Raw genomic sequence first — 22,905 nt, 5'->3', positions numbered from 1 at the left:
AATATTACTTTCTTACTTAAATTCTTTATTTAACTTTGCTTTCGAATAAATTCTCTTCTACATCCCTCGCTACAGAAGTAATAGGTTTGACCATCAATTATTTGCTTTATTGCAGTTTCTGGATTCACCATCATTCCACATATCGGATCTTTAACTAGGTTTGATTGATCAATCTGTTTATTACTTCCATCACTGTGATTATGATTTGAACTACCTCCACAACATCCTCCTCCATGAGAATCACCGTTTTCAGATTCATTTTCATGAGAATGACCACCGCAACATCCGCCTCTTTTAACCATCACAAAAACCATTATTACTGTAACCAACATATATATCCAATTATTAGCTAAAAACTCCATATTAAGTTCTCCTTCATTTTAAATTTGTAGCTTATCTTTCTTTGAATATACTATAACTAATTTTTATAAAGTTGTTATGAAGGTATTATGAAGTTGTTATGAAGATTCGCTTAAATTTATAATAAGCCTATTGCAGTATTGATGAAAAAAACACGTTGCTAAAAAGCAAATTCATTTTAAGTTCTTTTGATTGTTTTCTTTAATTTACCTATAGTCTACTATAATAGGTCTTTTATTTTATTAATTAAATCTTCTGCATCACTATACTTAACTACTTCATTATTTATTAAAACAAAAGAACTATCTGCACATGCTCCACATTGACCTAAGCAAGATTCCCTTACTATACTAACATCACTAAAATTCCCCTTAAGCTTATTTATAATTTCATCTGTAGTAGAACTATTATGTTCACATAATTTTATTTGTATCACTTTTATACCTCCATCAACAATTATATTTATATCATTAAATAAGTATGTTTATCTTTTTCTAGCACATATGTACATTAACTTTATTCTTTAAACAATAACTTTATCAAAATAAATAGTAAATTTAGTTCCTTCATTTTCTTTACTATCAACTTCTATGGTTGCTAAATGTAGATCTAATATGTTTTTAACAATAGTCAATCCTAAACCACTACCCTCAATTTCATTTCTACTTTTATCACCTCTATATAATCTTTCAAATATAAAGGGTAAATCTTCTTCTTTTATTCCAATTCCATTATCCGTAATCTCTACAACAGCTTTTTTATCTCTAGTATACATATTTACATCTATGTTCCCACTATCTTTAGAAAATTTAATGGCATTTGAAATTATGTTTATAAATACCTGTCTTAACTTATCTTTATCCCCAGTTATATAATATTCTTGATTTTTCTGAATAGTATATTGGAGGTCAATTCCTTGATTTTTTGCTTTCATATAAAAGTCTTCACATACACTTTTTAACAATTTATGCAAATCTACAATTTCAAAATTAATTTTTGTACTTTCAGCCTCAAAATTTTTAAGCAAATCTAGATTATTTAAGAGTTTACCAAATCTAATAACTTCATCATTTAAATATCTAAGTCTATCATCTGTAACTTCAAAAACTCCATCAATCATGGCTTCTAAATTGTTTTGCAGTACATTTAGCGGGGTTCTTATTTCATGAGATATATCAGATACCAAACGCTTCCTAAGCATATCTTGTTGCTTCAACTTTTCCGCTAATATATTTACACTACTCCTTAAGTTCTCTAATTCCTTTATATTACTCTTTGTGACAGACTTGGTATCAAAATTTCCCTTAGATAAACTCACAGACATATTTGCAACCTCCTTAATAGGTTTTGAAAACTGCTTTGAAAAATAGAGACTTATAACAATTATAATTATCATGGTTATTAAACCACTAGCAATAATACTTTGATTTATTGATAGCTTAAAATTAACATCTTCTTCTGATAAGAGCACTGATGAATACTGACCTATGTCTACATATCCTACTACTTTACTATTTACCTTTATTGGAAATCTCTTGGATGTATAAACACCAGAATCCTTTACAAGCATTGTATTTAAATGTATATTGTTTTTAATATCATTAGCATTCATTCCCCATACAGTTTTTTCGCTGCTATCAAGAAGGGTTAAGCAATAATTGCCCATATAGGCCTCATGCATCATTTCAACGCCAGAGTCTTCATCCCACTTTCCTTCTCTCTTATATACTTCTTGGAAGTATGCTACAATTCTTTCATATCTTTTATTTTGGGTATCTACCATGTAGTCATCAAATTTTTTTGTTATAGTTAAATTCACAAACATTGTTATTAGTAATATTGCTGCAAGTGAACAAATAAAAAACATAATACTAAGTTTTCTTCTTATACTTTTCACTAATTATCACCACCAAACTTGTAACCAACCTTAACTACAGTTATGATATATTTAGGTTTTCTTGTATCTTCCTCAATTTTTTTACGTATATTTTTTATATGAACATCTATTGTTCTGTCATATCCTTCAAAGTCTATACCACCAATTTTCTGAATTAGTTGCTCTCTTGATAATACCTTTCCTTGATTAATAATTAATGCATACAGTATATCAAATTCATTTGATGTCAAAGGAACTTCTTCACCTTTTAACTTAACAGATCTTTTTTCGTAATCAACAACTAAATTTCCATCACTAAAGCACAAACTTGAGTTATTATTTTCATAAGAAATTCTTCTAAAAAGAGCATTTACTCTCGCAGTTAGCTCTCTTGGACTAAAAGGTTTTACTAGATATTCATCTGCTCCTATCTCTAAGCCATCAATTTTATTATCTAAGCTACCTTTAGCAGTAAGCATAAATATATGCACGTTCGAAGTTTCTCTTATTATTCTACAGACCTCCTCTCCACTTATATCAGGTAGCATTAAATCAAGAATTATCAATTTAAAATCATTTGATTTAAACAATTCAATCCCTTTTAAGCCTCTTGTGGTTCCATAAACATTATATCCTGCCTTTTCTATATAGGCTTTTAAAACATTCAATACATTTTCCTCATCTTCAATAATTAAAATATTATTATTCATGGCTTAACCTCGCTTAACTTGTTATTATTTATATATTCATAATTTAACATAAAGTTATGAATTTCATGTGAAACCACTTAATTTTTTTTAATATTAAAGCCCTCCAAAACTGGAGAGCTCTAATAATATATATGAATATCATGATAAAAAGTTTTTTGAAATCTCCATCACTAAATTAATCAATTGAGTTGGATAGATTCCAAATATCACGAGTAGTATCATAGATAACGTCAATACTAATTTTGTACTTACAGATATCTTAATTGATTGAATGTTTTTAGATTCATCTCCAAAGTACATTACTTTCACAATTTTAAGATAATAATATACAGATACTACACTCATACCAATACTTAAAAATGCCAACCACAATTGACCTTTTTGTATTATTGATAAGAACAAATAGAATTTGCCTACAAATCCAGCTAATGGTGGAATTCCTGCTAGGGAAAGTAATGAAATAAGCATTACTGCAGCTAGGAATGGAGACTTTCTAGCCAAGTGTGCATAATCTTTTATTTCAGTACTCTGTGTTGCCTTTGAAACAGCAATTACAACTCCAAAAGCTCCTATATTGGCAAATAGATAAACTACACTATAAAGCAAAATAGCTGCCACCCCGATATCCGAATTGGCTATAATTCCTAATAAAAAGTATCCTGCTTGAGCAATACTTGAGTATGCTAGCAATCTTTTTATATTGGTCTGAGGAATTGCAACTAGATTTCCTAATATTAAAGTTAATATACTCAACACTATAACAAGTTCTATCCAATAACCTGAAACAGATGACATCCCATTCATAAATATTCTTAGAAAAACAGCCAAACCAGCTGCTTTTGATGCAACTGCTAAAAATGCAGTGATTGAAGTAGGCGCTCCTTCGTAAATATCTGGAGCCCACATATGAAAAGGAACTATAGCAATTTTGAACGCAAATCCTGCAATCAAAAATATCATTCCTAGTATTTCTAATGGTGTAAACTGACCCTTTGATAACACTTCTCCGATTTCTTTGATAATTGTAGTCTGTGTTACTCCATAAATTAAACTTAACCCATACAAAAAAACTGCTGAAGAAACTGCTCCTAAAATAATATATTTTAAGCTTGCCTCTTTTGATCTTTCATTATCATCAAAAGCAATTAGAATACAAAAAGAAATTGTCATTAGTTCTAGCCCTATATAAATAGTAATTAACTCTCCAGAGGATACCATAATCATCATTCCCAAAAGTGCAGAAACAATTAAAGCATAAAACTCGCCCTTTCTGGAAATTAGTTGATCTTTAGATAGTACTATAGTTAAAATCGCAGCAATCAAAAACAACTGTTTAAAAAAAACGCTAAAAGAATCAAAAATATAAGCTCCTCCAAAAGAAATCTGTCCATTACTTCCAATGAACAATGATATCATTAAAATTATAAAAAGACTTATTGCAGTAAAAAATACTAGTTTTTCTTTTAATTTTGGAAGCAATAAATTTGTTACTAAAAGAGCAAGGGATAAGGCTGCAGTCAATATTTCTACTATATACTTATCCATTAAAATCCCCCCTTCATTAGTACTGTCTCTGATACCCTATTAATCAGTGGAATTACTCCACTATGAATAATATTGATAAGCGGCGATGGAAATATTCCAAAGAATATTAGCACAGAAGACAACATTATAATAGGAATCATTTCTATGCCTTTTGCATCTTCTAAGTGATCCCATTCTTTCTTTCTTGGACCAAAGAAAGTTTCTTGAACAACTTTCAAAACATAAATAGCTGTGATAACAATCCCCAAAATAGCTAAAATAGAAATTACCTTAAAAGGTATCATTGAAAATAGTTTTGTTGTTTTACTAAAGGAACCTAAAAATATAAGAAATTCTGCTACAAAATTATTTAGTCCTGGCAAACCTAAAGATGCAAAGCCAGCAATTATAAACCCAATTGCTACTCTTGGCATTTGGTGTATCAAGCCACCAAACTTAGCAATTTCTCTAGTGTGTGCTTTATTATAGATATTCCCTATTAAAGTAAAGAATAATGCTGTCATTATACCATGAGCAAACATTTGTGCTACTGCCCCGTCAATTCCTTGTGAGTTTAATGTAGCAATTCCTAAAAGCACGTACCCCATATGACTTACACTAGAATATCCTATTACAAACTTTAGATCTTTTTGAACCATTGCTACCATAGCACCATAAACCACGTTGGCAATAGAAAGTACTGCAATTAAAGGGACCCAATATTTTGCTCCTTCAGGAAAAAGAAATACTCCTACACGTATGATACCATAACCGCCCAATTTCATTAAAACCCCTGCATGCAGCATGCTTACAGCAGTTGGAGCAGCTACGTGTCCATCAGGCGACCAGGTATGAAAAGGCCACATAGGTACTAAAATACCAAAACCTATTAACATTAGAAAAAATGCAAATCTCTGAAAATCATAACTATACTTAATCTCACTCAGTGACTGTATATCAAATGTTCTTATCCCTAATTTATTCCCATAAATAAATGTAGCAATCATTCCAATTAATACAATGGAGCTCCCTATCAATAAATATAAAGTTAGCTTCATAGCTGCATAATCTTTTCGTGTACTTCCCCACACTCCAATCAAAATATACATAGGAATAACTGCTATTTCAAAGAATATGAAGAAGAAAAATAAATCCCTTGAGATAAATACGCCTAAAACACCAGTAACCAATAAGAGTAAAAATATGAAAAACTCTTTAATTCTATTTTCCATCTTCCAAGATGCAAAAACTCCTGCAAAGATTACTATTGATGTAAGAAGTATCATAGGTAAGCTTAACCCATCTACTCCCACAGAATAATTTATTCCTAAAGCAGGAATCCAATTATAAGTCTCATTGAATTGAAGCCCACCTGCACTCTTATCATAAGTTACAAAAGTTATAATTGATAAGAGCAATGAAATAAAAGTGGTAACTGCCGAAATCATCTTTATTTCCTTATGCTTTGTATCGTTTAAAAAAAGTATTAAAATTATCCCAACAATTGGAGCTAATAAAATTGATGTTAATATCGGAAATTGCATCTACATTCCTCCTAAAATCGGCACTGCTAACCAAAGAATTATGAAAGTAATTGCTATGAAAAAGATAAAGGCATAGCTTTGTAAACTTCCTGACTGAATAATTCTAAGCTTAGATCCCATTCCCTTTATTGAAGCCGTAGTTTTATCAAAAATCCCATCCACTATATTTCTATCCCACCAATTGAAGAAACGAGAGATAGATAGAATTATAGTATTGTACACCCAACTATAAATTTCATTTAAATAATATTGGTTAAAAAGTAACTTATAGATAAATTTAAATTTCACACTAAGAGCTTCACTTGACACCACTTTTTTCCCATAAATAAGCCACCCTAAAAAGATCCCTAGTAAAGCCACCGCTACAGATTCTGCCATAACTATAATGTTTGGCTCTATGGTATGACTAGTTCCGTAATATATGAATGTTGCAAAGACCTTATTCATAAATCCATAAAGCACTGCAAACACAGATAAAATTACTAAAGGTAATGTCATAGTCCAAGGATTTTTGTGTACAGAATATTTTTGTTTTTCCTTTCCAAAGAAAACTATAAAAACTAAACGAGCCATATAAAAAGCTGTTAAGAACGCAGTGATTAAACCTAAATAATATAAAAACTTATAACCGTTCTCATATGTTATAGCCAAAATTTCATCTTTGCTAAAAAAACCTGATAAAGGCGGAACTCCAGCCAAAGATATAGAAGCTATAATAAATGTAATGCTGGTGACTTTCATTCTTTTAAATAATCCACCCATTTTAAAAATATCTTGTACCCCTATGGCATGTATAATACTACCAGCTCCTAAGAATAGTAACGCTTTAAAAAATGCATGACTTGTAAGATGGAATACACCTGCAGTAAATCCTCCTACTCCCATTGCCATTACCATATATCCTAACTGACTCATAGTTGAAAAAGCTAATATTCTTTTTAAATCTCTTTGAACTAAAGCAATAGTGCCTGCCATAAATGCAGTTATTCCTCCAATGTAGGCAATTACTACGCTTACTTGATTTAATGAAGAAAATAATATATAACCACGTGCTAAAAGATATACTCCAGCTGCAACCATAGTAGCTGCATGAATTAAGGCACTTACTGGTGTCGGCCCTTCCATAGCATCAGGAAGCCACACATGCAAAGGAAATTGAGCAGATTTTGCCACTGGGCCTGCAAAAATTAATAAAGCCGCAATAGTTAAAAATATAGTATTTTGGTAAGTCGGAATACTAACTGCAAGTTGTCTAAAATTGAAAGTTCCAAAAGCTACGAAAAGACAAAGCATTCCTATTAAAAATCCAAAATCTCCTACCCTATTAGCTATAAATGCTTTCTTATTCGCTTTTACAGCTGAATGTTTTTCATAGTAAAACCCAATTAGTAGATAAGAACATAGCCCAACTAATTCCCAAAAAAAGAACATTTGAAAATAATTATTTGAAATTACTAGGCCTAACATTGAACTAGTAAACAAAGATAAATTAGCGAAGAATCTTGAAAAGCCTGGGTCCTTTGCCATATATCCTAACGAGTACACTTCAACTAATAATCCTATAAATGTTACGATTAACAGCATAACTGATGTTAGAGGATCAATAAGTACTCCAGCTTCAATTTTTATTGGAACTGAAAGCCAAGATACAGCGTATTCAATAGGTTCATTAATACTAACTTTAGAAGCAATGACATCATAGAAAACACCTAAGGAAAATATAAAGGAAAGGGCCATTCCTCCCATAGCAATTAGTGAATTAATTTTTTTAAAACCTTTTGTAATAAAAGCTATAAGCAGAAATCCTACCACTGGAAATATGGGAATTAACCAAGCTAAATATATAAATTTCATCATACCACCTACCATTTTAAAATATTAAAATCTTCAACATTAGTTGTAGTTCGGCTTCGATAAATGTTCAGAATGATAGCTAGCCCAACAGCAATTTCAGCAGCAGCTACTACAATAACAAAAATAGCAAAAATATGTCCTGTAACCTTTACTGGTGACAAAAATCTGTTGAAAGCAACCAGATTTATATTTACAGCATTCATCATAAGTTCCACTGACATTAATACGCTTATCACATTTCTTTTTGTAAAAACACCATATAAACCAATACAAAATAACCCTGCAGCTAATAGTAAATATCCTTCTAATCCAATCATTAATTTTTCACTCCTTTAGCCAATATGATAGCTCCTACCATAGCAATTAATAGAAGTATTGCAGAAACTTCAAAAGCAATCATGTGACTACCAAAAAATCCATCTGCTATAGAGCTAATGGTATCTTTTATTTCTATGTTTTTATAGTTAAATCTAGTTACCAAAACTATACGAGCAATTAATGCAAAAAAAACTGAGCATAGTATAAAACTTACAGTCCTATTTTTATTAAACGGATTACTGTTTTTCATGTCATTCCTTCTAGTAAGCATTATTGCAAATACTATCAAGATAGAAATAGCACCGGCGTAAATCAAAATTTGTGCTAAAGCCAAAAAATCCGCTTCAAGTAATATAAATACAACGGCTACACCTATAAATGTTAAGATTAGTAGCAGAGCACTATGCACTATATTTTTTGAATGTACAACACCCACTGCACAGGCTAAAATTATAAATGCAATTGGCCAAAATATATAAGCTGAAATCATACCAAGTCCTCCTGGCTTTTAAATAGTGTTAATTTAGTGTCCTCTCTGCTATAAACACTTAACTCAAAATCTAAAGTATTTTTTAAAGCCTTACTTGGACAACTTTCAACGCAAAGACCGCAAAAAAGGCAATATTCTAATTCCATTTGATAACTAGTTAACTTCTTTCTATTATTTTCATTCTTTATGCTGCTTACTTTAATTACTCGATTAGGACAACTTAAAGCACATATCCCACAAGCAGTACATTTCTCTGAATCTAATTCAAAAGAACACCGAGAGCGTGGTGGCAACTCTGGATGTTGCTCTGGATACTGCTCTGTAATATTTTTTTCAAATAAATGTCCTAAAGTAACTCTAAGACCATTAATCAATCCTTTTCCGAACATTTCACTCACCCCTTAATTAATTGAAAGATCTTAATGCCTATTCCTGTAAGCAAAATATTAATTACAGAAATCGGAATTAGATATTTCCAATTTAAAGACATCATATGATCTAATCTAAATCTAGGGAAAGTCCATCTAACAAGCATAAAAATTAATATTACTACATAAGTCTTCAATATGAACCAGACCCAAGATGGTAAAAATGGTCCGCTTGGCCCTCCCAAAAATAGTGTTACAGTAAGAGCTGAAATGGCAAGCATGTTGGTATACTCAGCAAGATAAAAAAGTGCATATCTCATTCCGCTATACTCTGTAAAAGGTCCCGCAACTATTTCCTGTTCTCCTTCAGGTAAATCGAAGGGTCCTCTATTCAACTCTGCTGTTGCTGCTATTAGATACGTAATAAATGCAACTGGTTGTAAGAAAATAAACCAAACATTATGTTGCGCTTTAACTATTTCTGATAAATTTAGAGAGCCACTTATCATAACTATTCCTAAAAGAGAAAAAATTAGAGGTATTTCATAACTTATCATCTGAGCAACTACCCTCATCCCACCTAGAAGAGAATACTTATTGTTAGATCCCCAACCTGCCATTAAAATAGGTATTGAGGAGGTTCCAGAAATAGCTAAGAAGTAAAACAAGCCCAAATTTAAATCAACTGCAACCATACCCTTACCAAAAGGCAGAACTGCATAGATTAGTAAAGCAGGAACCATTACTAATAAAGAAGCAATACAGAAAACTGCTCTATCTGCTTTCTTTGGAATAATATCTTCCTTTCCTAAAAGCTTAATAACATCGGCTAAGCTTTGAAGTAAGCCTCGTGGTCCGAACCTATTAGGTCCAAGCCTTTGTTGTAGAAAGCCACAAAATTTTCTTTCTAGATAAATGAGATACATTGCATTTAATAAAACAAATATTACAATATTAATAAAATATCTTAAACTCGTAGTAATATTTGTTAAACCAATTTGAGTATCTGAAACTGAAATTAAGTTTTGAATCCATATAGATTTATTTAAAAATATATTCTCCATTGATATCTCCCTATTATCGATCGATTTCGCCCAAGATAGGATCAAGTGATGCCAAGATAGCTACTGCATCTTGGATTGTGCCCCCTTTGGCGATTTCAGGAAAAGCTCCAATATTAATAAAAGATGGTCCATGAATATGAATTCTATGGGGTTTATCAGTTCCGTTACTTACTAAGTAGAATCCTAGCGCACCCTTAGATCCTTCAATTTGATGGTAAATATCACCTGCTGGAAGTTTTATAAGTTTAGGAACTTTAGCTAAAATCGGTCCTTCTTGAATTTGTTCTAATGCCTGTTTTATAATCTTTACGCTTTCTTCCATTTCACCAATACGCACTAACCATCTCTCATAGCAATCCCCATTGCTACCAACAACTGATTTGAATTTAAATCGTTCATAAAAACCATAAGGTATATCACGTCTTAAATCTAAATCTACCCCTGATGCTCTAAGATTCGGACCTGTTAAGCCATATGCCAAAGCCTTTTCTTTACTAATAACTCCAACCCCTTTTGTTCTCGCCTTAAATATTTCGTTACCTGTAATAATGCGTTCATATTCTAAAAAGCTTCTCTCCATATCATCAAGAAAACTCATTAACCTTGGAATAAATTCAGTTGGCAAGTCATAGCTTACTCCACCAATACGCATATAATTTGTTGTCATTCTTGAACCACAAACCATTTCAAATAGATCAAGTATTTTTTCTCTATCCCTAAAAAAATACATCCATGACGTATGACTGTTAAGATCAAGTGCCATACTACCTAGAAAAACTTGGTGACTTGCTATCCTTTGTAATTCAGCCATTATAATGCGCAGATATTCAGCTCTTTCTGGAATTTCAATTCCCATGAGTATCTCGACAGTTTGAACATACCCTAATTCATTTAACATTCCAGATAAGTAATCTAATCTATCGGTATAAGGGATAAACTGAGTATAGGTTTTAGATTCTGCTAATTTTTCTATCCCTCTATGCAAATAACCAATTACATTTTCAGCCTTAACGATCTGTTCTCCATCTAAAGTAAAAATTGCTCTATATACTCCATGTGTGCTTGGATGCTGAGGGCCAAAGTTTAAAGTCATTTCTTCAGTATGCAGATTTTCATTATGTTTTGTCATAAAAAATCCTCCCCTATCTTCGTTCAGGAATCTTAAAATCTTTTCTTAGTGGGTGTCCAATAAAACTATCTGGGCATAATATTCTCTTCATATTCGGATGTCCAATAAATTCAATCCCAAATAAATCGTATATCTCTCTTTCTTGGACATCAGCTGATGGCCACTCCTCACTTATTGAGTAAATTTCAAGTTTTTTATTAAGATTTGCTTTAACCATTATTAATTCATTACTTTCTAGTGACATAAAGTGATAAATACAACTTAAGTCTTCTTCTTCAACAGCTGTTATATCAACTAAAAAATCAAATCCAAATAATTTGAACCTTTTTACTATATCCAAAAGATTATTAGAATCTATATAAATAGCAACTATCCTATTGTATTTAATTTCAATATTTTCTTTGTATATTTCCTTTAACTGGAGTATTAGTTTCTCACTAATTTTGCACATCTTTGCCCACCTCCTTAGGATGAATAATCTTTTCTTTTAGTGTAAGAAGACCATGAAGCAATGCTTCTGGACGAGGAGGACATCCTGGAATATAGACATCTACAGGTAAAAATGTATCAACACCAGGTACAACATTATAGGAATCGACAAAAGGACCACCACTTGTAGCACAACTTCCCATCGCAATTACCCATTTCGGTTCTGGCATCTGTTCATAAATTTTCTTTACAATTGGCGCCATTTTATCAGTTACAGTTCCTGCTACAATCATTAAATCCGCTTGTCTTGGTGATGCACGAAAAACCTCATACCCAAATCGTGCAATGTCATAACGCGCTCCTCCAGCAGCCATCATTTCAATAGCGCAACATGCTAACCCAAATGTGAGGGGCCAAAACGAATGTGCACGATAATAATTTAGAACATCATCTAATTTAGTTAAAATAATATTTTTTTCTATCTGCTCTTCAATGTAGTTATTATTTTCTGAGATCATTTCCACTCCAATGCCCCCTCTTTCCATGCATAAAATAGCCCAATAATTAGAATTCCAATAAAAATAAACATTTCACCTAGTGCAAATAAGCTAAGCATCTTAAATTTCATAGCCCATGGTAACAGAAAGACTGTTTCAACATCAAAAAGTAAAAACACCAGAGCATACATAAAGTAGCTTACCTTAAATCTTATCCAAGTTGAGCCTGTGGTCTCTACACCACATTCATACGTTGATAGTTTTTCAGCATTCGGCTTTTTAGGTCTTACTGACGAAGCAATTAGCAAAATAATCATTCCAAATACAAATGCTGCAACTAGAAAAACTCCGATAATAAGAAAATCTTTTAACATTTTTATCTCCTCTTAAATACATTTTCAATTCAATTTGATTACTAAAATTATTTGTTAACCTAAATTCCTAAATCTTAATTACTAGCCTCTCTTACCCCCCACATATGAGGGGTGGTAACAAAAAGCTATTCTACTAAAAATAACTTTTCATCATTCCAATGTTATCAAGTTTTTATGTAGTCTTTATGTAGTTTTTGTGTAGTTTTTATGTAGAAATGCAAATATCCACCTAAAAAATCAAAAAATCCTTTTCTATAATGCTGTAAAAATATGATTCATACTTAGGGCGATGTTTATATAACAATCCCTAAAATATCAATTAATACTTGTCTTTTTTTGCATAAAAATAGTTATTTAAAGCACAATACTTTTGTATATAAATTAAATTTAAAGGAGCGTATTTAAAATGGCAGTATCAACAATGGTAACAAACAACTATCAAAAGTGTATTGATGAATGCAGTAAATGTGCTCAAGCATGTTATGAATGTTTTGATGCATGTATAAATGAACCTGACTTAAACGCAAGAAGAAGTTGCGTAAAGCTTCTTGTAGAATGTGCAAAAATGTGCGAAATGTCAGTAGGACTTATGTCCATGAATGGACAATTTGCAAAAGAGCATTGTAAAATGTGTGCTACAATTTGCGATGCATGTGCAAAAGAGTGTGCTATGTTTAAAGATGAGCACTGTCAAAAATGTGCTGATGAATGTAGAACATGTGCTGATGAATGCAGGAGAATGGCTGGTATGTAATAATTAATAAATAGGATAGTTAGGGACCTAACCATGTTCCTAACTATCCTATTTATTCTCTTTCAAATATATATTTGCAATTCAAAATCCTTTAGTTTATCAAACAAGCTTGGAACTCATTCAATTACTAGCACTTATTTAAATCAGAAAAAATGAATACTCACCTTGTTAATATTGAAATTAATAATCCTATAATTATAGCTAGATGATATCTTAATCCAACCATTCCTATTAGCCCCATACTTCTGTCTTTTGTATTAATATTTTTGTCATATGAAAAGAAATCGAAGACTACCTTATAAGGAAACATTACTGTTGATACAATCAAAACAATAATTGGGTAGATATGTACTAGCCCAAGAATCACAGTTAATACTAGCAACATTACAACATCAAATACCCATAACTTTTCAGCTTTCTTCACCCCTATTAAAATAGGCAGCGTCTTTCTCCCAGCTTCAAAATCTTCTTTTATATCGCTTAAATTATTGGTCAATAGTATTGTACTTATAAACAGTGCTGTAGGTACCGTAACTAAAACTGTAGTAAAATTAAATATACCTGATTGAATATAAATTACTGTAGTTGTAATACCAATTCCCATAGTAGAACCAGCGACGATTTCACTAACTGGAGTATATGAAATAGGCAAAGGTCCAGAAGCATATAAAAAAGAAACTATTACTCCTATTAAAGCAATTAATAAAATATAATAGCTTGTTTGACTTCCAATAAAAATCCCTATTATGAGAGCAATGGATTGATATAAAAAAATAAGAAATAAAATCTGTTTTGGAGTAATTTCGCCACTAACTAAAGCCTTTTCATCCCCACTTTTATTACTATCTGCACCTCGCTTAAAATCAAAGTAGTCATTAATCATATTAGTTGCACTCTGAACAAGCATCATTGCTATTATTAATAAAACAAGATATAAAATATTAATCCTATCAAAAGCATACTTTGAGTAAATAGATCCTAAAGCTACAGGAACAAATCCTGCTACAAGTGTTTTTAAATCCATAATCTTTAATATTGTTTTAAAACTCACTTTCTCTTTCCTCCGATACCTAATATTCTTTATTAAGCTATAAATAAATGGCTTATATTAATTAAAGAGAAGTTTGATAACACATCAAACTTCTCTTTGTTCTATTTAATCCCGTAATGTATAGATGAAATTCCAAGTGATAAAGACTTATAGCCAGTATTTTTAAAGCCATTATTCTGAAACTGCAACTTAAGCTGTTCTTTTGTCATAAAATTATTTACAGAATCTCTAAGGTAGTAATATGCTTTTTTGTCACCTGTCCCTATATAACCTATCACTGGTAGTACATTATTAAAATACAGGTTATATACCTTATTCAAAATTAATCGATTAGGTTTTGAAAGCTCTAAACATATTACTTTGCCATTTGGCTTTAAAACTCTATACATTTCTGATAGTGCCTTGTTTGTATCCTGAATATTTCTAAGACCAAAGGCAATAGTTATACAATCAAAAGTGTTATTCTCAAAAGGCAATTCTAAAATACTTCCTTTTATTAACTCAAACATGTAATCCTTAGATAGGTAGTCAAGTCTTTCCTTCCCTACGTCAAGCATTTCCTGACTAAAATCTATACCTGTAACGCAAGTACTTTTACCTACAGCTTTACATTCATAATCTATCATTTGACCTGTACCACAGCACAAATCTAATACCTTATCATCTTTTTTAATTCCGCTTAATTTTATAGCCTTTTTTCTCCACAACTTATCAATATTCAAAGTTAATATAGAATTTAGCATATCGTATCTTTTTGCAATAGATGAAAATATATCTTTAACATCTGCTTTAATTTCAGCCATAATCCCCCTCCTTTCTCTCTACATTAAAGGAAATAAAACAAATATGATTAAATCCCAAAGTGCATGAGATATTATAATAGTGGCTATACTTCTTTCCTTTTTATAAATCCATCCCCAAAACACTCCGCATACTAAAGCCGCTACAACAAGCATGAAGTTAAAGGTTATTATATGCACACCAGCATATAGTAGAGTTGCAATTACATATCCCTTATTTTCTCCAAACTTTTTTGAAAGAGTATTTTGTATGAAACCTCTCCAGTATATTTCTTCTCCTGGACCAATAATAAACAGTAGTAAAAATCCAATAAATACCGAACTTCCTTGAGATCTATTACTATAAACAGAGGTTATCTGTGCATCCTTAAAAGGGAATAAATACCCTGAAATGATATTACCAACATAGAAAATAAAATACAGAATTATAGCCGAACCTATTCCTACAAGAATATTTCGGAAAGTCAATTTTTTCAGTGACAGTGACAATAACTTTCTATCTGCCACTACAGCAATACTACCTAAGAAGAGAATAGCTATACTCATTTCTCCCCAAAAGTTGAATGGCTTAACCACAAATATTACAAACCATAGTAATGGAACAACAACTAATGAACTTATGGCCAGCTTTTCATTTCTTTTGAGTTCTCCCATAATATCTCCACCTTTCTAGATCACTGCACTTGAAACAAACATAGATAGAATTAAAAGTATTCCAAATTGACTTTGAAGCTTTGCTGTTTCTTTATCAAGATCTGAAATCATCTTATCTTCATTATTGCTTGATCTTAACTTTTTAATATTCTTTGCTGCGTTAGGTATTGTTAACAAGCAGATTAAACTTAAATATGGGATATAATTATAAAAACTTATTAATAGAATAGAAATATAAGCAAATATAATTAAGCTAATATATATCCTATCTGCATTTTTTCTTCCAACTACTATTGATAAGGTCTTAATACCTGCTTTACTATCATTCCTTATGTCTCTAATGTCATTGGCATGTAAGATAGCAGTAGTTAATAATCCTACAGGAATTGAAACCAACAAAGCTTTTAACCCTAATTCTTGTACTTGAACGTAATATGACCCCAATGTCATCAATGGTCCAAAAATTATAAAAACTAATGGTGCACCCAATCCTCTATATTTTAGTGCTAATGGTTTTCCAGTGTAGAAATAACCGCAAATAGCACCTATTATTCCAATAATCAGAATCATGCTTCCCCTAAAATAGGCCAAAATTAAACCTACTATACATCCCAATACTAAAGCAATAATGCCTGCTTTTCTTACTTCATCAGCCGTTATAAGTCCTTCAACAACTACTCCGCTAGAACAATATGAGTCTTTTGTATCTACTTTATTTATAAAATCATCATGATCATTTAATAGATTTACTGCTGCTTGTAATAATACAATTCCAATAACCGAAAAAATAAAATATGCTATATTAAACTTAGATTGATTAATAGCAAGTATTGCACCTAAGGTTACTGGAATTACTGAACCTGTTAAGGAAAAGGGCCTTGCAGCCCTAATCAACATTTTAAAATTTATATCTATGATATTCACTCCTTTAATTAACTACATACGCATAGCCATAGGTAATGAGAACAGTAATATATTAGCTATTGCAAGTAATATCAACAGAACAGTATATACCACTGTAACGCTTGTCTTCTTTTCTTTATAATTGTTTTTTGCAATTTTATATACAGTGTATATTGAGCCTAAGGTTCCAATTACTATTAATATAAACTGCAACGCTTGTATAGTTGGATCGTCGAGAATTGCAGTTGATGCACCATGCATTTCAACTCCAAATAGCCCCATAAATGTATACCAAATAGATTTTCCTTCGGCTAATAAATGGAATAAATTATGCGCTATATGTGCTGCTAAATCTAAAGGAATTAGGGCATAACCAAATTTAGTGAAATTAGCTTTAACCGAGTCACCATTAAACAATTTAGCTATGTAGCCTGTAAGTACTAATAAAAGTATTGGTATAGCCATAGCCACTATGAAAGTTATAGTGAAAGTTACAAAATAACTTTCTGTTCCAGTGACATTTTCAAGCCAGGTTAACATACCATCCCAAATCTTAAGCATAGTAACATTTTGTACGAATACAATACCCATGATTACAACTGCTAAGAAAGAAACTTCTAATTGAGGCTTTCTTATGAACCATAATTCTTCAGTTGGTTTTCTAAAGGATATTTTTATAGAATTATTAGGACAATTTTTAACGCAATTACCACATATGTTGCAATTTGAATTACTTTCCATAGTCTTAGGGAATTCAAACATTGGACATCCTGGTACCTTATCAGTACCTTTGTAGCAAGCTGCTACAGTACATTTTGAACATTTTTCTTTAGTTCCTCTAAGTTGTAATATTCCTGCTCTAGAATAGTTTGAAGATAACCCACCTAGGAAGCAAAGATATCTACACCAGGTTCTACGTTCAAAGAATGCTCCACAAAATACAACTCCTAAAGTTATTAATAAAAGTAGTGTTCCAGAACCTCTAGGATTTTCAACTACACCAAATACGTGGTCGCTCCAAGTGATAGCTAAGAACATTGCATCTATTAACCATACTCCGTACTTTTTCAAGAATTTAGGTACTGGTTTTTTACTTCCGACAAATTTTTGGACAACATCGCTTAATGCTCCAAACGGACATATTGCGCACCAAAACCTTCCTGTAAGGAACAACAATATAGGAAGGATTGGCCACCATAAGACCCAAGTTCCTGCTGTTCCGAAATTATCATGAGCTTTGTCTGGACCAACTAATAGCTCAAATACAATAAACGCAAACACTGCTCCTACAAATATTTGAAATATTCCTGGATACCATTTACTTCTTATAAACTTTGTAAACCGTTTGTTATCTAATAAATTTTTTCCCTCTAAATCAGTTGAAGATTTTTCCTTCTCATTAGTAGCTTTATTTACATTACTCATAGCACTACCTCTTTTCTCCTACTTTTACTTCAAAAACTATTTTGCTTGCTTCTTTTTTATAGCTGCAACAACGATTATTAACACAATAGCTCCTAAAAATCCACCTATAATAATCCAGTTAGGCCCACCGCTAACTACATTAACATCAAAATCCATACTTTTCTTTTCACCTTGTACTGTAATATCAGCAGTTACTGTCCACTTACCTTTATCAGTAAAGTTTATATCTCCCATGTACTGACCTTTTTCGCTTTTCTCTAACTTTATTGTTATTGGTTTATTACTGTCCATTTTCATTGAATCATCTTGTGGCATCTTAGCAATTATAGTTACGTCTGCATTATCAATCTCTTTATCATTACTATCATGCAATGTAATCATTATTTGGTCCTTACCAGTCTTCGCTTCTTCATCTTTAAAAGAAAGCTCAGCAGTTATCCCATCAACACTCTTTGATATAGCCTTTCCCATATTCATTTCATCAGCTAAAGCAGTTGTAGAAGAAACTAGTACAAGCATTAAGCTAACTACTAATCCTCTAATTGTTTTTTTTCTCATTATTATTTGACTCCTCTCTCATATACAAGTAAATTAATTAATTTATCTATAAGTTAAAAATATTCCACATCTATTCAATCGTAATTTATTAAACATATGTCTAAATCATTTATGCAAATCGATTTCCAAACTTTTCTTTTATATATGGAACAATGAAACGATCAAGTCCTATTAAGTATGCATTAGCCCCGACAGCTATCAGAATAATAGCCACAGTATAAAGAATTGGATTAGTACTAGTTGTACCTGCTAATAGGTAGTTTAGATTCATGAAAGCACCAGCAAATAATCCTATGATAGTAGCGGCACCTAATATTAAACTAACTCCTACAAGAAGCTCACCAGCTGGTACTAAATAAGAAAAAACCTTAGCATTTGGAAGTGCTACATTTTGTACAAATGCAGCGTACCATCCTTGTACTGCTGGATGCTCCCCAGTAGCTTTTGCTACTGCCCCCTTTAAAAATCCTGTTATCGCCACACCAGATTTACTACCTACCCAAGTTGGGTCTTTAAGCTTTTCAATAGCTGGAACTATCCATTGAATTCCAAGCCAAATACGTAAAATAGTCCATACAACTGTGAAATATTTGTTTTTTAAAAATTTCATTACTACTCACCCCTCAAAAACATTTATTTATAAAATTTTTACTAAGCCTTTTTTACTTTGGGATCATAAGATTCAATGACATAATATAAAAGATTGGTTAATCCTTCTTTATACGTTGATGTTTCTATACCTTCAATATTCAACTCAGCATTAACAACAAATTCCTTCGCATTATCTATTGTTATATTATTTCTAATAGCATTGAGATCTCCATCTAAACAATCATCCGTAATTTGATATACCATTCCTAAGCTTAAGCCATACTTTTCTAAGGCTATAACATCTTCTTTTTCAGCATTAACTACAAGCGCCCCTAACTTACAACAAGCACTCATAAAGACTGCCGTTTTTCCTTCAATTATCCTAAGATAATCTTCTCTAGAACCTTCGCTATATTGAGCTTGTTCAATTTCTGCTACACACATTTTTTCTACAACTTGTGTCATCACCTGTTCTCCATCTCTGGTCGGCATACTTGATAAAATGTGGAAAGCTTTTGCAAATAAAGCATCCCCAGCTAGAACAGCTATTTTTCTTCCATATACTCCATTAAGGGTTTTCTGACCTCGTCGGAATAAGTCATTATCGATTATGTCATCATGTATCAAGCTGGCACTATGAATGAGTTCAACAGCTACACATAAATTAATTAACTGTACTCTCTGCTCTATAGTCATATCTGGTTTTATAGCTTTAGCAGAAAGTAATATAAGCATTGGACGAAGGTACTTACCTGAATTTTTAAAGAAATATTCAAAAACTTCTTTTGATGCTCCTTTTATAATGTCCTCGTCTATATTTTTTAAAATATTCTCCACTTCATTTAGCTCTTTCCTTACTGCATTACTTGCTTCAATAAACCTTAACACGACTTCATCACCTCTCTTTATAATTTAGACTCAGTTAGAATTGCACATATTTAAAAATTAAAACTAATTTTAATATTTCTCTGAAAGTATAACTTTCATATATGTAGATATTATGTAGATGTTATGAAGATGTTGTAAAGATGAACCAAATGTATAAAAAATACATAAGAATTCCTTCTATGTATACAGTTTGAAATTTTTATATTTTTTGCTCGTATATATAATTCTCTTTTTACTTAATTCCTTACCGCACATAGAGAAATTTTTCAGTATATAAATGACTCCACTTAAATTTAGCCATTCAATTCCTTGCTATGTTATTATGAAATACATAAATTTGTGTAAAAGAAAAGTCCTAGACTGATTGATTCAGCCTAGGACTCTTCTTTTTTAGTTTATTATATAAAAAACTATTAATAATTAGTGATTAATAGTTCTTTCACTAAATTTCAATAGTTTCTTTTAAATAAAACATCATTTTTATGTAATTTACTACTTACAGCATCCACATGATGATTTCTTCTTAAATTTTTTATATATGGTGAACGCAGAAAAACTTACTACTCCAATAGTAACTAAAACTTCAACAACCAATGATGTCACCTCCAAATGATATGATTTAATTTTTAGATATCATCTTTGTTTAAGTATCTAAATTAATCTTTATAAAGTAGACCTTACTACTTTTTTATAAAGATAATATGAAGAAATTATCTAATTGTCTCTAATGTAATCTAATTATTTGTATTCATTTCTAAATTCTAAATCTTTGAACTAGAGATTTAAGCTCATCAGATAGAACAACCTGTTTCTTAACTGAACTTAAAACATCTTGAGTCGCATGATTTGTCTCATCAACACTACTTAAGATTCCCTCTGAATTTTCTGCTGATTGTTGAGCAGTTGCAGATACAGCTTCAATAGCATTACTAGTTTGTTTGATTGAACTTAATATATGAGCCACACCATCAGCAATTTCTTCTGACATAGTTTTAATAAAAGCAGAATCATTTTCATACTTCAATGCCGTCTCTAGGAATAATTCATAGTCTGGGTTTACATTGTTATCAATAAATTTTAATATGTCCTCAGTATTACTTGAAAGGTTTTTAAAAGCGTTATTAACTTGGTTTATTACCCTCTGTATATTCGAAACATTCTCTGATGACTGCTCTGCAAGAATTCTAATCTCATCTGAAACTACAGCAAATCCTTTGCCAAGATCACCAGCTCTTGCTGACTCAATAGCTGCATTTAGAGCTAAGAGATTAGTCTGAGATGCGATGCTTGCTATTGAATCTGCCATAACTTTAATTTCCTCAACAACCTTTCCCTCCTCTATTGCTCTTAGTATATTTATTTGTTTCTCTTGGTATATCTTTTTTGAAATATCTATTGCTTTTAATCCCTTATCTTTTATCTCTACCGCACGAACTTGAATTTGTTTTGAAGCATTATCTCCTTCCTTGGCTTTCTGAGAAAGTTCAATTGAATTTGAAGCTATTTCTTCAATTGAAACATTTACTTCTTGCGTAGTTGAACTTAGAGCTTCAGTACCTCGTGATATTTCTTTTGTCGATTCATTTATGTTATTTATCTTTTTAGATACTCCTCCTATTGTAGTGAAAATTTCCTCACTTAAATTATTTATATTATCAGAGCTCAATATTATAGCTGAAATAAGGTTACGTGTATTTTCAGCTGCTTTATTTAAAGCAATAGATATTTTCCCTATTTCATCTTTTGAATTAATATCTATCCTTTTTGTTAAATCTCCACTTCCCAATGAATCTGCAAATATTAAAACTTTATTTATTTGCTTTGATAGTAAAGTGGATATTAGTAAACCAAGTACTAATGCAGATATAAATCCAAATATTACTATACCAATCATCAAATTGAATGAATTTCTAAATATTAAGTTATTTGAATTATTCGCATTTTTAGCTTCTTTTAGATTAGTATCAATTATTGCATTAATACTATCAAACGTTTTATTCCTTAATTCGGTTACCATCTCAAAAGCCATCTGTGCTTCGTCATACTTATCAGAATCGATCAGTTCAATAAACTTTTTGCGTTCCATCATATACTCTTCATGATATTGATTAAATGTTGTTATCATTTTTTTCTCATCATTGGTTATTCCATCTGCATTTTTAAACTTCTCAGAGAGGTACATATCTTCTTCTGTCAACTTTTCAATTTCTAGTTTAATTTTTTCTTTCTTCTCTAGATTCTTAGTTGTTAAAAGAGATATTAAGTCAGAATGTATCTGCAAAAAATTCTCTTTTAATTCATCTACAGATCTCAAATGAATTAAATTGTCTTCATACATAGATGTCGAATTAGAATTTATTTTCTTTATTTGTGATATTCCTATACCTCCAAGTACTCCCATAATAATTGAAATCAATAAAAAGCAGGTTATAAGTTTTTGTCTTATTTTCAAATTCTTCAGTAAATTCATAAAATATCCTCCCTGTTGTATTTAAATGCTTGTCCTAACGCATCTCATATTATTACTACTGATTTTATCACTTTGTTGTAAAGAAATTGTAAAGATTTCTCATTTACAAGCAAGAAATTACATTATTTGATACTATGAATATTTACAAATAAAAATTATGAATAAATAAAAATAAGAATTAGGCACTGCTTTACCGGTTATCCCTAATCCTTATTTATCTTCCTCTATTAACTTCTTTATCCTATTATATGAGCACACTAGTCAATATTTAATG

Annotated in this window: 25 protein-coding genes; 1 reads left to right on the top strand and 24 read right to left on the bottom strand. The window is 31.2% G+C overall.

Going from position 1 to position 22,905, the window contains the following annotated elements:
* Positions 1-29: 29 nt before the first annotated feature.
* The 15 genes from OCU55_RS21990 to OCU55_RS21920 all read right to left on the bottom strand — a co-directional run bounded on the left by OCU55_RS21990 (position 30) and on the right by OCU55_RS21920 (position 12,537).
* On the bottom strand, positions 30-362 hold the full coding sequence (locus OCU55_RS21990; RefSeq protein WP_261854435.1) for a YHS domain-containing protein: 333 nt from the start codon (positions 360-362) through the stop codon (positions 30-32).
* Between the two features lie 218 nt (positions 363-580).
* Complete coding sequence (locus tag OCU55_RS21985) at positions 581-796, bottom strand: YuzB family protein (protein WP_261854434.1); 216 nt, start codon at positions 794-796, stop codon at positions 581-583.
* Between the two features lie 87 nt (positions 797-883).
* Positions 884-2,257, bottom strand: coding sequence for a sensor histidine kinase (locus OCU55_RS21980; protein WP_261854433.1), 1,374 nt, complete (start codon positions 2,255-2,257; stop codon positions 884-886).
* A complete protein-coding gene (locus OCU55_RS21975; RefSeq protein ID WP_261854432.1) occupies positions 2,257-2,946 on the bottom strand; it encodes a response regulator transcription factor in 690 nt (229 codons plus the stop codon). The genes OCU55_RS21980 and OCU55_RS21975 overlap by 1 nt, the downstream gene beginning before the upstream one ends.
* Positions 2,947-3,084: 138 nt before the next feature.
* Entirely contained in the window at positions 3,085-4,491 is a 1,407-nt protein-coding gene (locus tag OCU55_RS21970) for an NADH-quinone oxidoreductase subunit N (protein ID WP_261854431.1), read from the bottom strand.
* Positions 4,491-6,014 (bottom strand): complex I subunit 4 family protein, encoded by a 1,524-nt coding sequence (locus tag OCU55_RS21965; protein WP_261854430.1) that lies wholly within the window; start codon positions 6,012-6,014, stop codon positions 4,491-4,493. Before OCU55_RS21965 ends, OCU55_RS21970 begins: the two co-directional genes overlap by 1 nt.
* Positions 6,015-7,868 carry an NADH-quinone oxidoreductase subunit L gene (gene nuoL / locus OCU55_RS21960; protein ID WP_261854429.1) on the bottom strand — a complete coding sequence of 618 codons (1,854 nt, stop codon included), beginning with the start codon at positions 7,866-7,868 and terminating at the stop codon, positions 6,015-6,017.
* An 8-nt stretch (positions 7,869-7,876) separates the two neighbouring features.
* Positions 7,877-8,185 carry an NADH-quinone oxidoreductase subunit NuoK gene (gene nuoK / locus OCU55_RS21955; RefSeq protein ID WP_261854428.1) on the bottom strand — a complete coding sequence of 103 codons (309 nt, stop codon included), beginning with the start codon at positions 8,183-8,185 and terminating at the stop codon, positions 7,877-7,879.
* Positions 8,185-8,676, bottom strand: coding sequence for an NADH-quinone oxidoreductase subunit J family protein (locus OCU55_RS21950; protein ID WP_261854427.1), 492 nt, complete (start codon positions 8,674-8,676; stop codon positions 8,185-8,187). Before OCU55_RS21950 ends, nuoK begins: the two co-directional genes overlap by 1 nt.
* Positions 8,673-9,065, bottom strand: a complete 393-nt coding sequence (locus OCU55_RS21945; RefSeq protein WP_261854426.1) for a NuoI/complex I 23 kDa subunit family protein — start codon at positions 9,063-9,065, stop codon at positions 8,673-8,675. Before OCU55_RS21945 ends, OCU55_RS21950 begins: the two co-directional genes overlap by 4 nt.
* 5 nt (positions 9,066-9,070) lie before the next feature.
* The gene (gene nuoH, locus OCU55_RS21940; protein ID WP_261854425.1) at positions 9,071-10,108 is read right to left on the bottom strand and encodes an NADH-quinone oxidoreductase subunit NuoH; all 1,038 of its coding nucleotides are present in this window, start codon (positions 10,106-10,108) and stop codon (positions 9,071-9,073) included.
* 13 nt (positions 10,109-10,121) lie between these two features.
* Positions 10,122-11,237, bottom strand: a complete 1,116-nt coding sequence (locus tag OCU55_RS21935; protein ID WP_261854424.1) for an NADH-quinone oxidoreductase subunit D — start codon at positions 11,235-11,237, stop codon at positions 10,122-10,124.
* Between the two features lie 13 nt (positions 11,238-11,250).
* A complete protein-coding gene (locus OCU55_RS21930) occupies positions 11,251-11,688 on the bottom strand; it encodes an NADH-quinone oxidoreductase subunit C (protein WP_261854423.1) in 438 nt (145 codons plus the stop codon).
* A complete protein-coding gene (locus OCU55_RS21925) occupies positions 11,675-12,184 on the bottom strand; it encodes an NADH-quinone oxidoreductase subunit B (RefSeq protein ID WP_261854477.1) in 510 nt (169 codons plus the stop codon). Before OCU55_RS21925 ends, OCU55_RS21930 begins: the two co-directional genes overlap by 14 nt.
* A complete protein-coding gene (locus OCU55_RS21920; RefSeq protein ID WP_261854422.1) occupies positions 12,181-12,537 on the bottom strand; it encodes an NADH-quinone oxidoreductase subunit A in 357 nt (118 codons plus the stop codon). The genes OCU55_RS21925 and OCU55_RS21920 overlap by 4 nt, the downstream gene beginning before the upstream one ends.
* A 406-nt stretch (positions 12,538-12,943) precedes the next feature.
* Between OCU55_RS21920 and OCU55_RS21915 the strand changes: the two genes are divergently transcribed.
* A complete protein-coding gene (locus OCU55_RS21915) occupies positions 12,944-13,291 on the top strand; it encodes a four-helix bundle copper-binding protein (RefSeq protein ID WP_261854421.1) in 348 nt (115 codons plus the stop codon).
* Positions 13,292-13,451: 160 nt separating this feature from the next.
* On the opposite strand, the gene OCU55_RS21910 is transcribed toward OCU55_RS21915, so the two are convergent.
* The 9 genes from OCU55_RS21910 to OCU55_RS21870 form a co-directional block, all read right to left on the bottom strand.
* Entirely contained in the window at positions 13,452-14,342 is an 891-nt protein-coding gene (locus tag OCU55_RS21910; protein WP_261854420.1) for a prenyltransferase, read from the bottom strand.
* 101 nt (positions 14,343-14,443) lie between these two features.
* The gene (gene ubiE / locus OCU55_RS21905; RefSeq protein WP_261854419.1) at positions 14,444-15,145 is read right to left on the bottom strand and encodes a bifunctional demethylmenaquinone methyltransferase/2-methoxy-6-polyprenyl-1,4-benzoquinol methylase UbiE; all 702 of its coding nucleotides are present in this window, start codon (positions 15,143-15,145) and stop codon (positions 14,444-14,446) included.
* An 18-nt stretch (positions 15,146-15,163) separates the two neighbouring features.
* Positions 15,164-15,796 (bottom strand): CPBP family intramembrane glutamic endopeptidase, encoded by a 633-nt coding sequence (locus tag OCU55_RS21900; RefSeq protein WP_261854418.1) that lies wholly within the window; start codon positions 15,794-15,796, stop codon positions 15,164-15,166.
* 15 nt (positions 15,797-15,811) lie between these two features.
* Positions 15,812-16,693, bottom strand: coding sequence for a 1,4-dihydroxy-2-naphthoate octaprenyltransferase (menA, locus tag OCU55_RS21895; RefSeq protein WP_261854417.1), 882 nt, complete (start codon positions 16,691-16,693; stop codon positions 15,812-15,814).
* 39 nt (positions 16,694-16,732) lie between these two features.
* Positions 16,733-18,124 carry a 4Fe-4S binding protein gene (locus OCU55_RS21890; protein ID WP_261854416.1) on the bottom strand — a complete coding sequence of 464 codons (1,392 nt, stop codon included), beginning with the start codon at positions 18,122-18,124 and terminating at the stop codon, positions 16,733-16,735.
* 36 nt (positions 18,125-18,160) lie between these two features.
* A complete protein-coding gene (locus OCU55_RS21885) occupies positions 18,161-18,682 on the bottom strand; it encodes a FixH family protein (RefSeq protein ID WP_261854415.1) in 522 nt (173 codons plus the stop codon).
* A gap of 109 nt (positions 18,683-18,791) precedes the next feature.
* Positions 18,792-19,292: a DoxX family membrane protein gene (locus tag OCU55_RS21880; protein ID WP_261854414.1), complete on the bottom strand. Its 501-nt coding sequence runs from the start codon at positions 19,290-19,292 to the stop codon at positions 18,792-18,794.
* A gap of 41 nt (positions 19,293-19,333) precedes the next feature.
* Positions 19,334-20,161, bottom strand: a complete 828-nt coding sequence (locus tag OCU55_RS21875) for a polyprenyl synthetase family protein (protein ID WP_261854413.1) — start codon at positions 20,159-20,161, stop codon at positions 19,334-19,336.
* Between the two features lie 754 nt (positions 20,162-20,915).
* A complete protein-coding gene (locus OCU55_RS21870; protein ID WP_261854412.1) occupies positions 20,916-22,631 on the bottom strand; it encodes a methyl-accepting chemotaxis protein in 1,716 nt (571 codons plus the stop codon).
* Between the last annotated feature and the right edge of the window lie 274 nt (positions 22,632-22,905).

Origin of the sequence: Clostridium folliculivorans (assembly GCF_024341905.1) — a bacterium.
Lineage (GTDB): Bacteria > Bacillota > Clostridia > Clostridiales > Clostridiaceae > Clostridium_AR > Clostridium_AR folliculivorans.
Note: the sequence above shows the minus strand (reverse complement) of the source record. Positions and strands in the feature narration are given on the sequence as shown.

Excerpts from the sequence above, each read along its gene's own strand:
- OCU55_RS21990 (WP_261854435.1), bottom strand. The coding sequence starts at position 362 with ATGGAGTTTTTAGCTAATAATTGGATATATATGTTGGTTACAGTAATA.
- OCU55_RS21975 (WP_261854432.1), bottom strand. The coding sequence starts at position 2,946 with ATGAATAATAATATTTTAATTATTGAAGATGAGGAAAATGTATTGAAT.
- OCU55_RS21970 (WP_261854431.1), bottom strand. The coding sequence starts at position 4,491 with ATGGATAAGTATATAGTAGAAATATTGACTGCAGCCTTATCCCTTGCT.
- OCU55_RS21965 (WP_261854430.1), bottom strand. The coding sequence starts at position 6,014 with ATGCAATTTCCGATATTAACATCAATTTTATTAGCTCCAATTGTTGGG.
- nuoL (WP_261854429.1), bottom strand. The coding sequence starts at position 7,868 with ATGAAATTTATATATTTAGCTTGGTTAATTCCCATATTTCCAGTGGTA.
- nuoK (WP_261854428.1), bottom strand. The coding sequence starts at position 8,185 with ATGATTGGATTAGAAGGATATTTACTATTAGCTGCAGGGTTATTTTGT.
- OCU55_RS21950 (WP_261854427.1), bottom strand. The coding sequence starts at position 8,676 with ATGATTTCAGCTTATATATTTTGGCCAATTGCATTTATAATTTTAGCC.
- OCU55_RS21945 (WP_261854426.1), bottom strand. The coding sequence starts at position 9,065 with ATGTTCGGAAAAGGATTGATTAATGGTCTTAGAGTTACTTTAGGACAT.
- nuoH (WP_261854425.1), bottom strand. The coding sequence starts at position 10,108 with ATGGAGAATATATTTTTAAATAAATCTATATGGATTCAAAACTTAATT.
- OCU55_RS21935 (WP_261854424.1), bottom strand. The coding sequence starts at position 11,237 with ATGACAAAACATAATGAAAATCTGCATACTGAAGAAATGACTTTAAAC.
- OCU55_RS21930 (WP_261854423.1), bottom strand. The coding sequence starts at position 11,688 with ATGTGCAAAATTAGTGAGAAACTAATACTCCAGTTAAAGGAAATATAC.
- OCU55_RS21925 (WP_261854477.1), bottom strand. The coding sequence starts at position 12,184 with ATGATCTCAGAAAATAATAACTACATTGAAGAGCAGATAGAAAAAAAT.
- OCU55_RS21920 (WP_261854422.1), bottom strand. The coding sequence starts at position 12,537 with ATGTTAAAAGATTTTCTTATTATCGGAGTTTTTCTAGTTGCAGCATTT.
- OCU55_RS21915 (WP_261854421.1), top strand. The coding sequence starts at position 12,944 with ATGGCAGTATCAACAATGGTAACAAACAACTATCAAAAGTGTATTGAT.
- ubiE (WP_261854419.1), bottom strand. The coding sequence starts at position 15,145 with ATGGCTGAAATTAAAGCAGATGTTAAAGATATATTTTCATCTATTGCA.
- OCU55_RS21900 (WP_261854418.1), bottom strand. The coding sequence starts at position 15,796 with ATGGGAGAACTCAAAAGAAATGAAAAGCTGGCCATAAGTTCATTAGTT.
- menA (WP_261854417.1), bottom strand. The coding sequence starts at position 16,693 with ATGTTGATTAGGGCTGCAAGGCCCTTTTCCTTAACAGGTTCAGTAATT.
- OCU55_RS21890 (WP_261854416.1), bottom strand. The coding sequence starts at position 18,124 with ATGAGTAATGTAAATAAAGCTACTAATGAGAAGGAAAAATCTTCAACT.
- OCU55_RS21885 (WP_261854415.1), bottom strand. The coding sequence starts at position 18,682 with ATGAGAAAAAAAACAATTAGAGGATTAGTAGTTAGCTTAATGCTTGTA.
- OCU55_RS21880 (WP_261854414.1), bottom strand. The coding sequence starts at position 19,292 with ATGAAATTTTTAAAAAACAAATATTTCACAGTTGTATGGACTATTTTA.
- OCU55_RS21870 (WP_261854412.1), bottom strand. The coding sequence starts at position 22,631 with ATGAATTTACTGAAGAATTTGAAAATAAGACAAAAACTTATAACCTGC.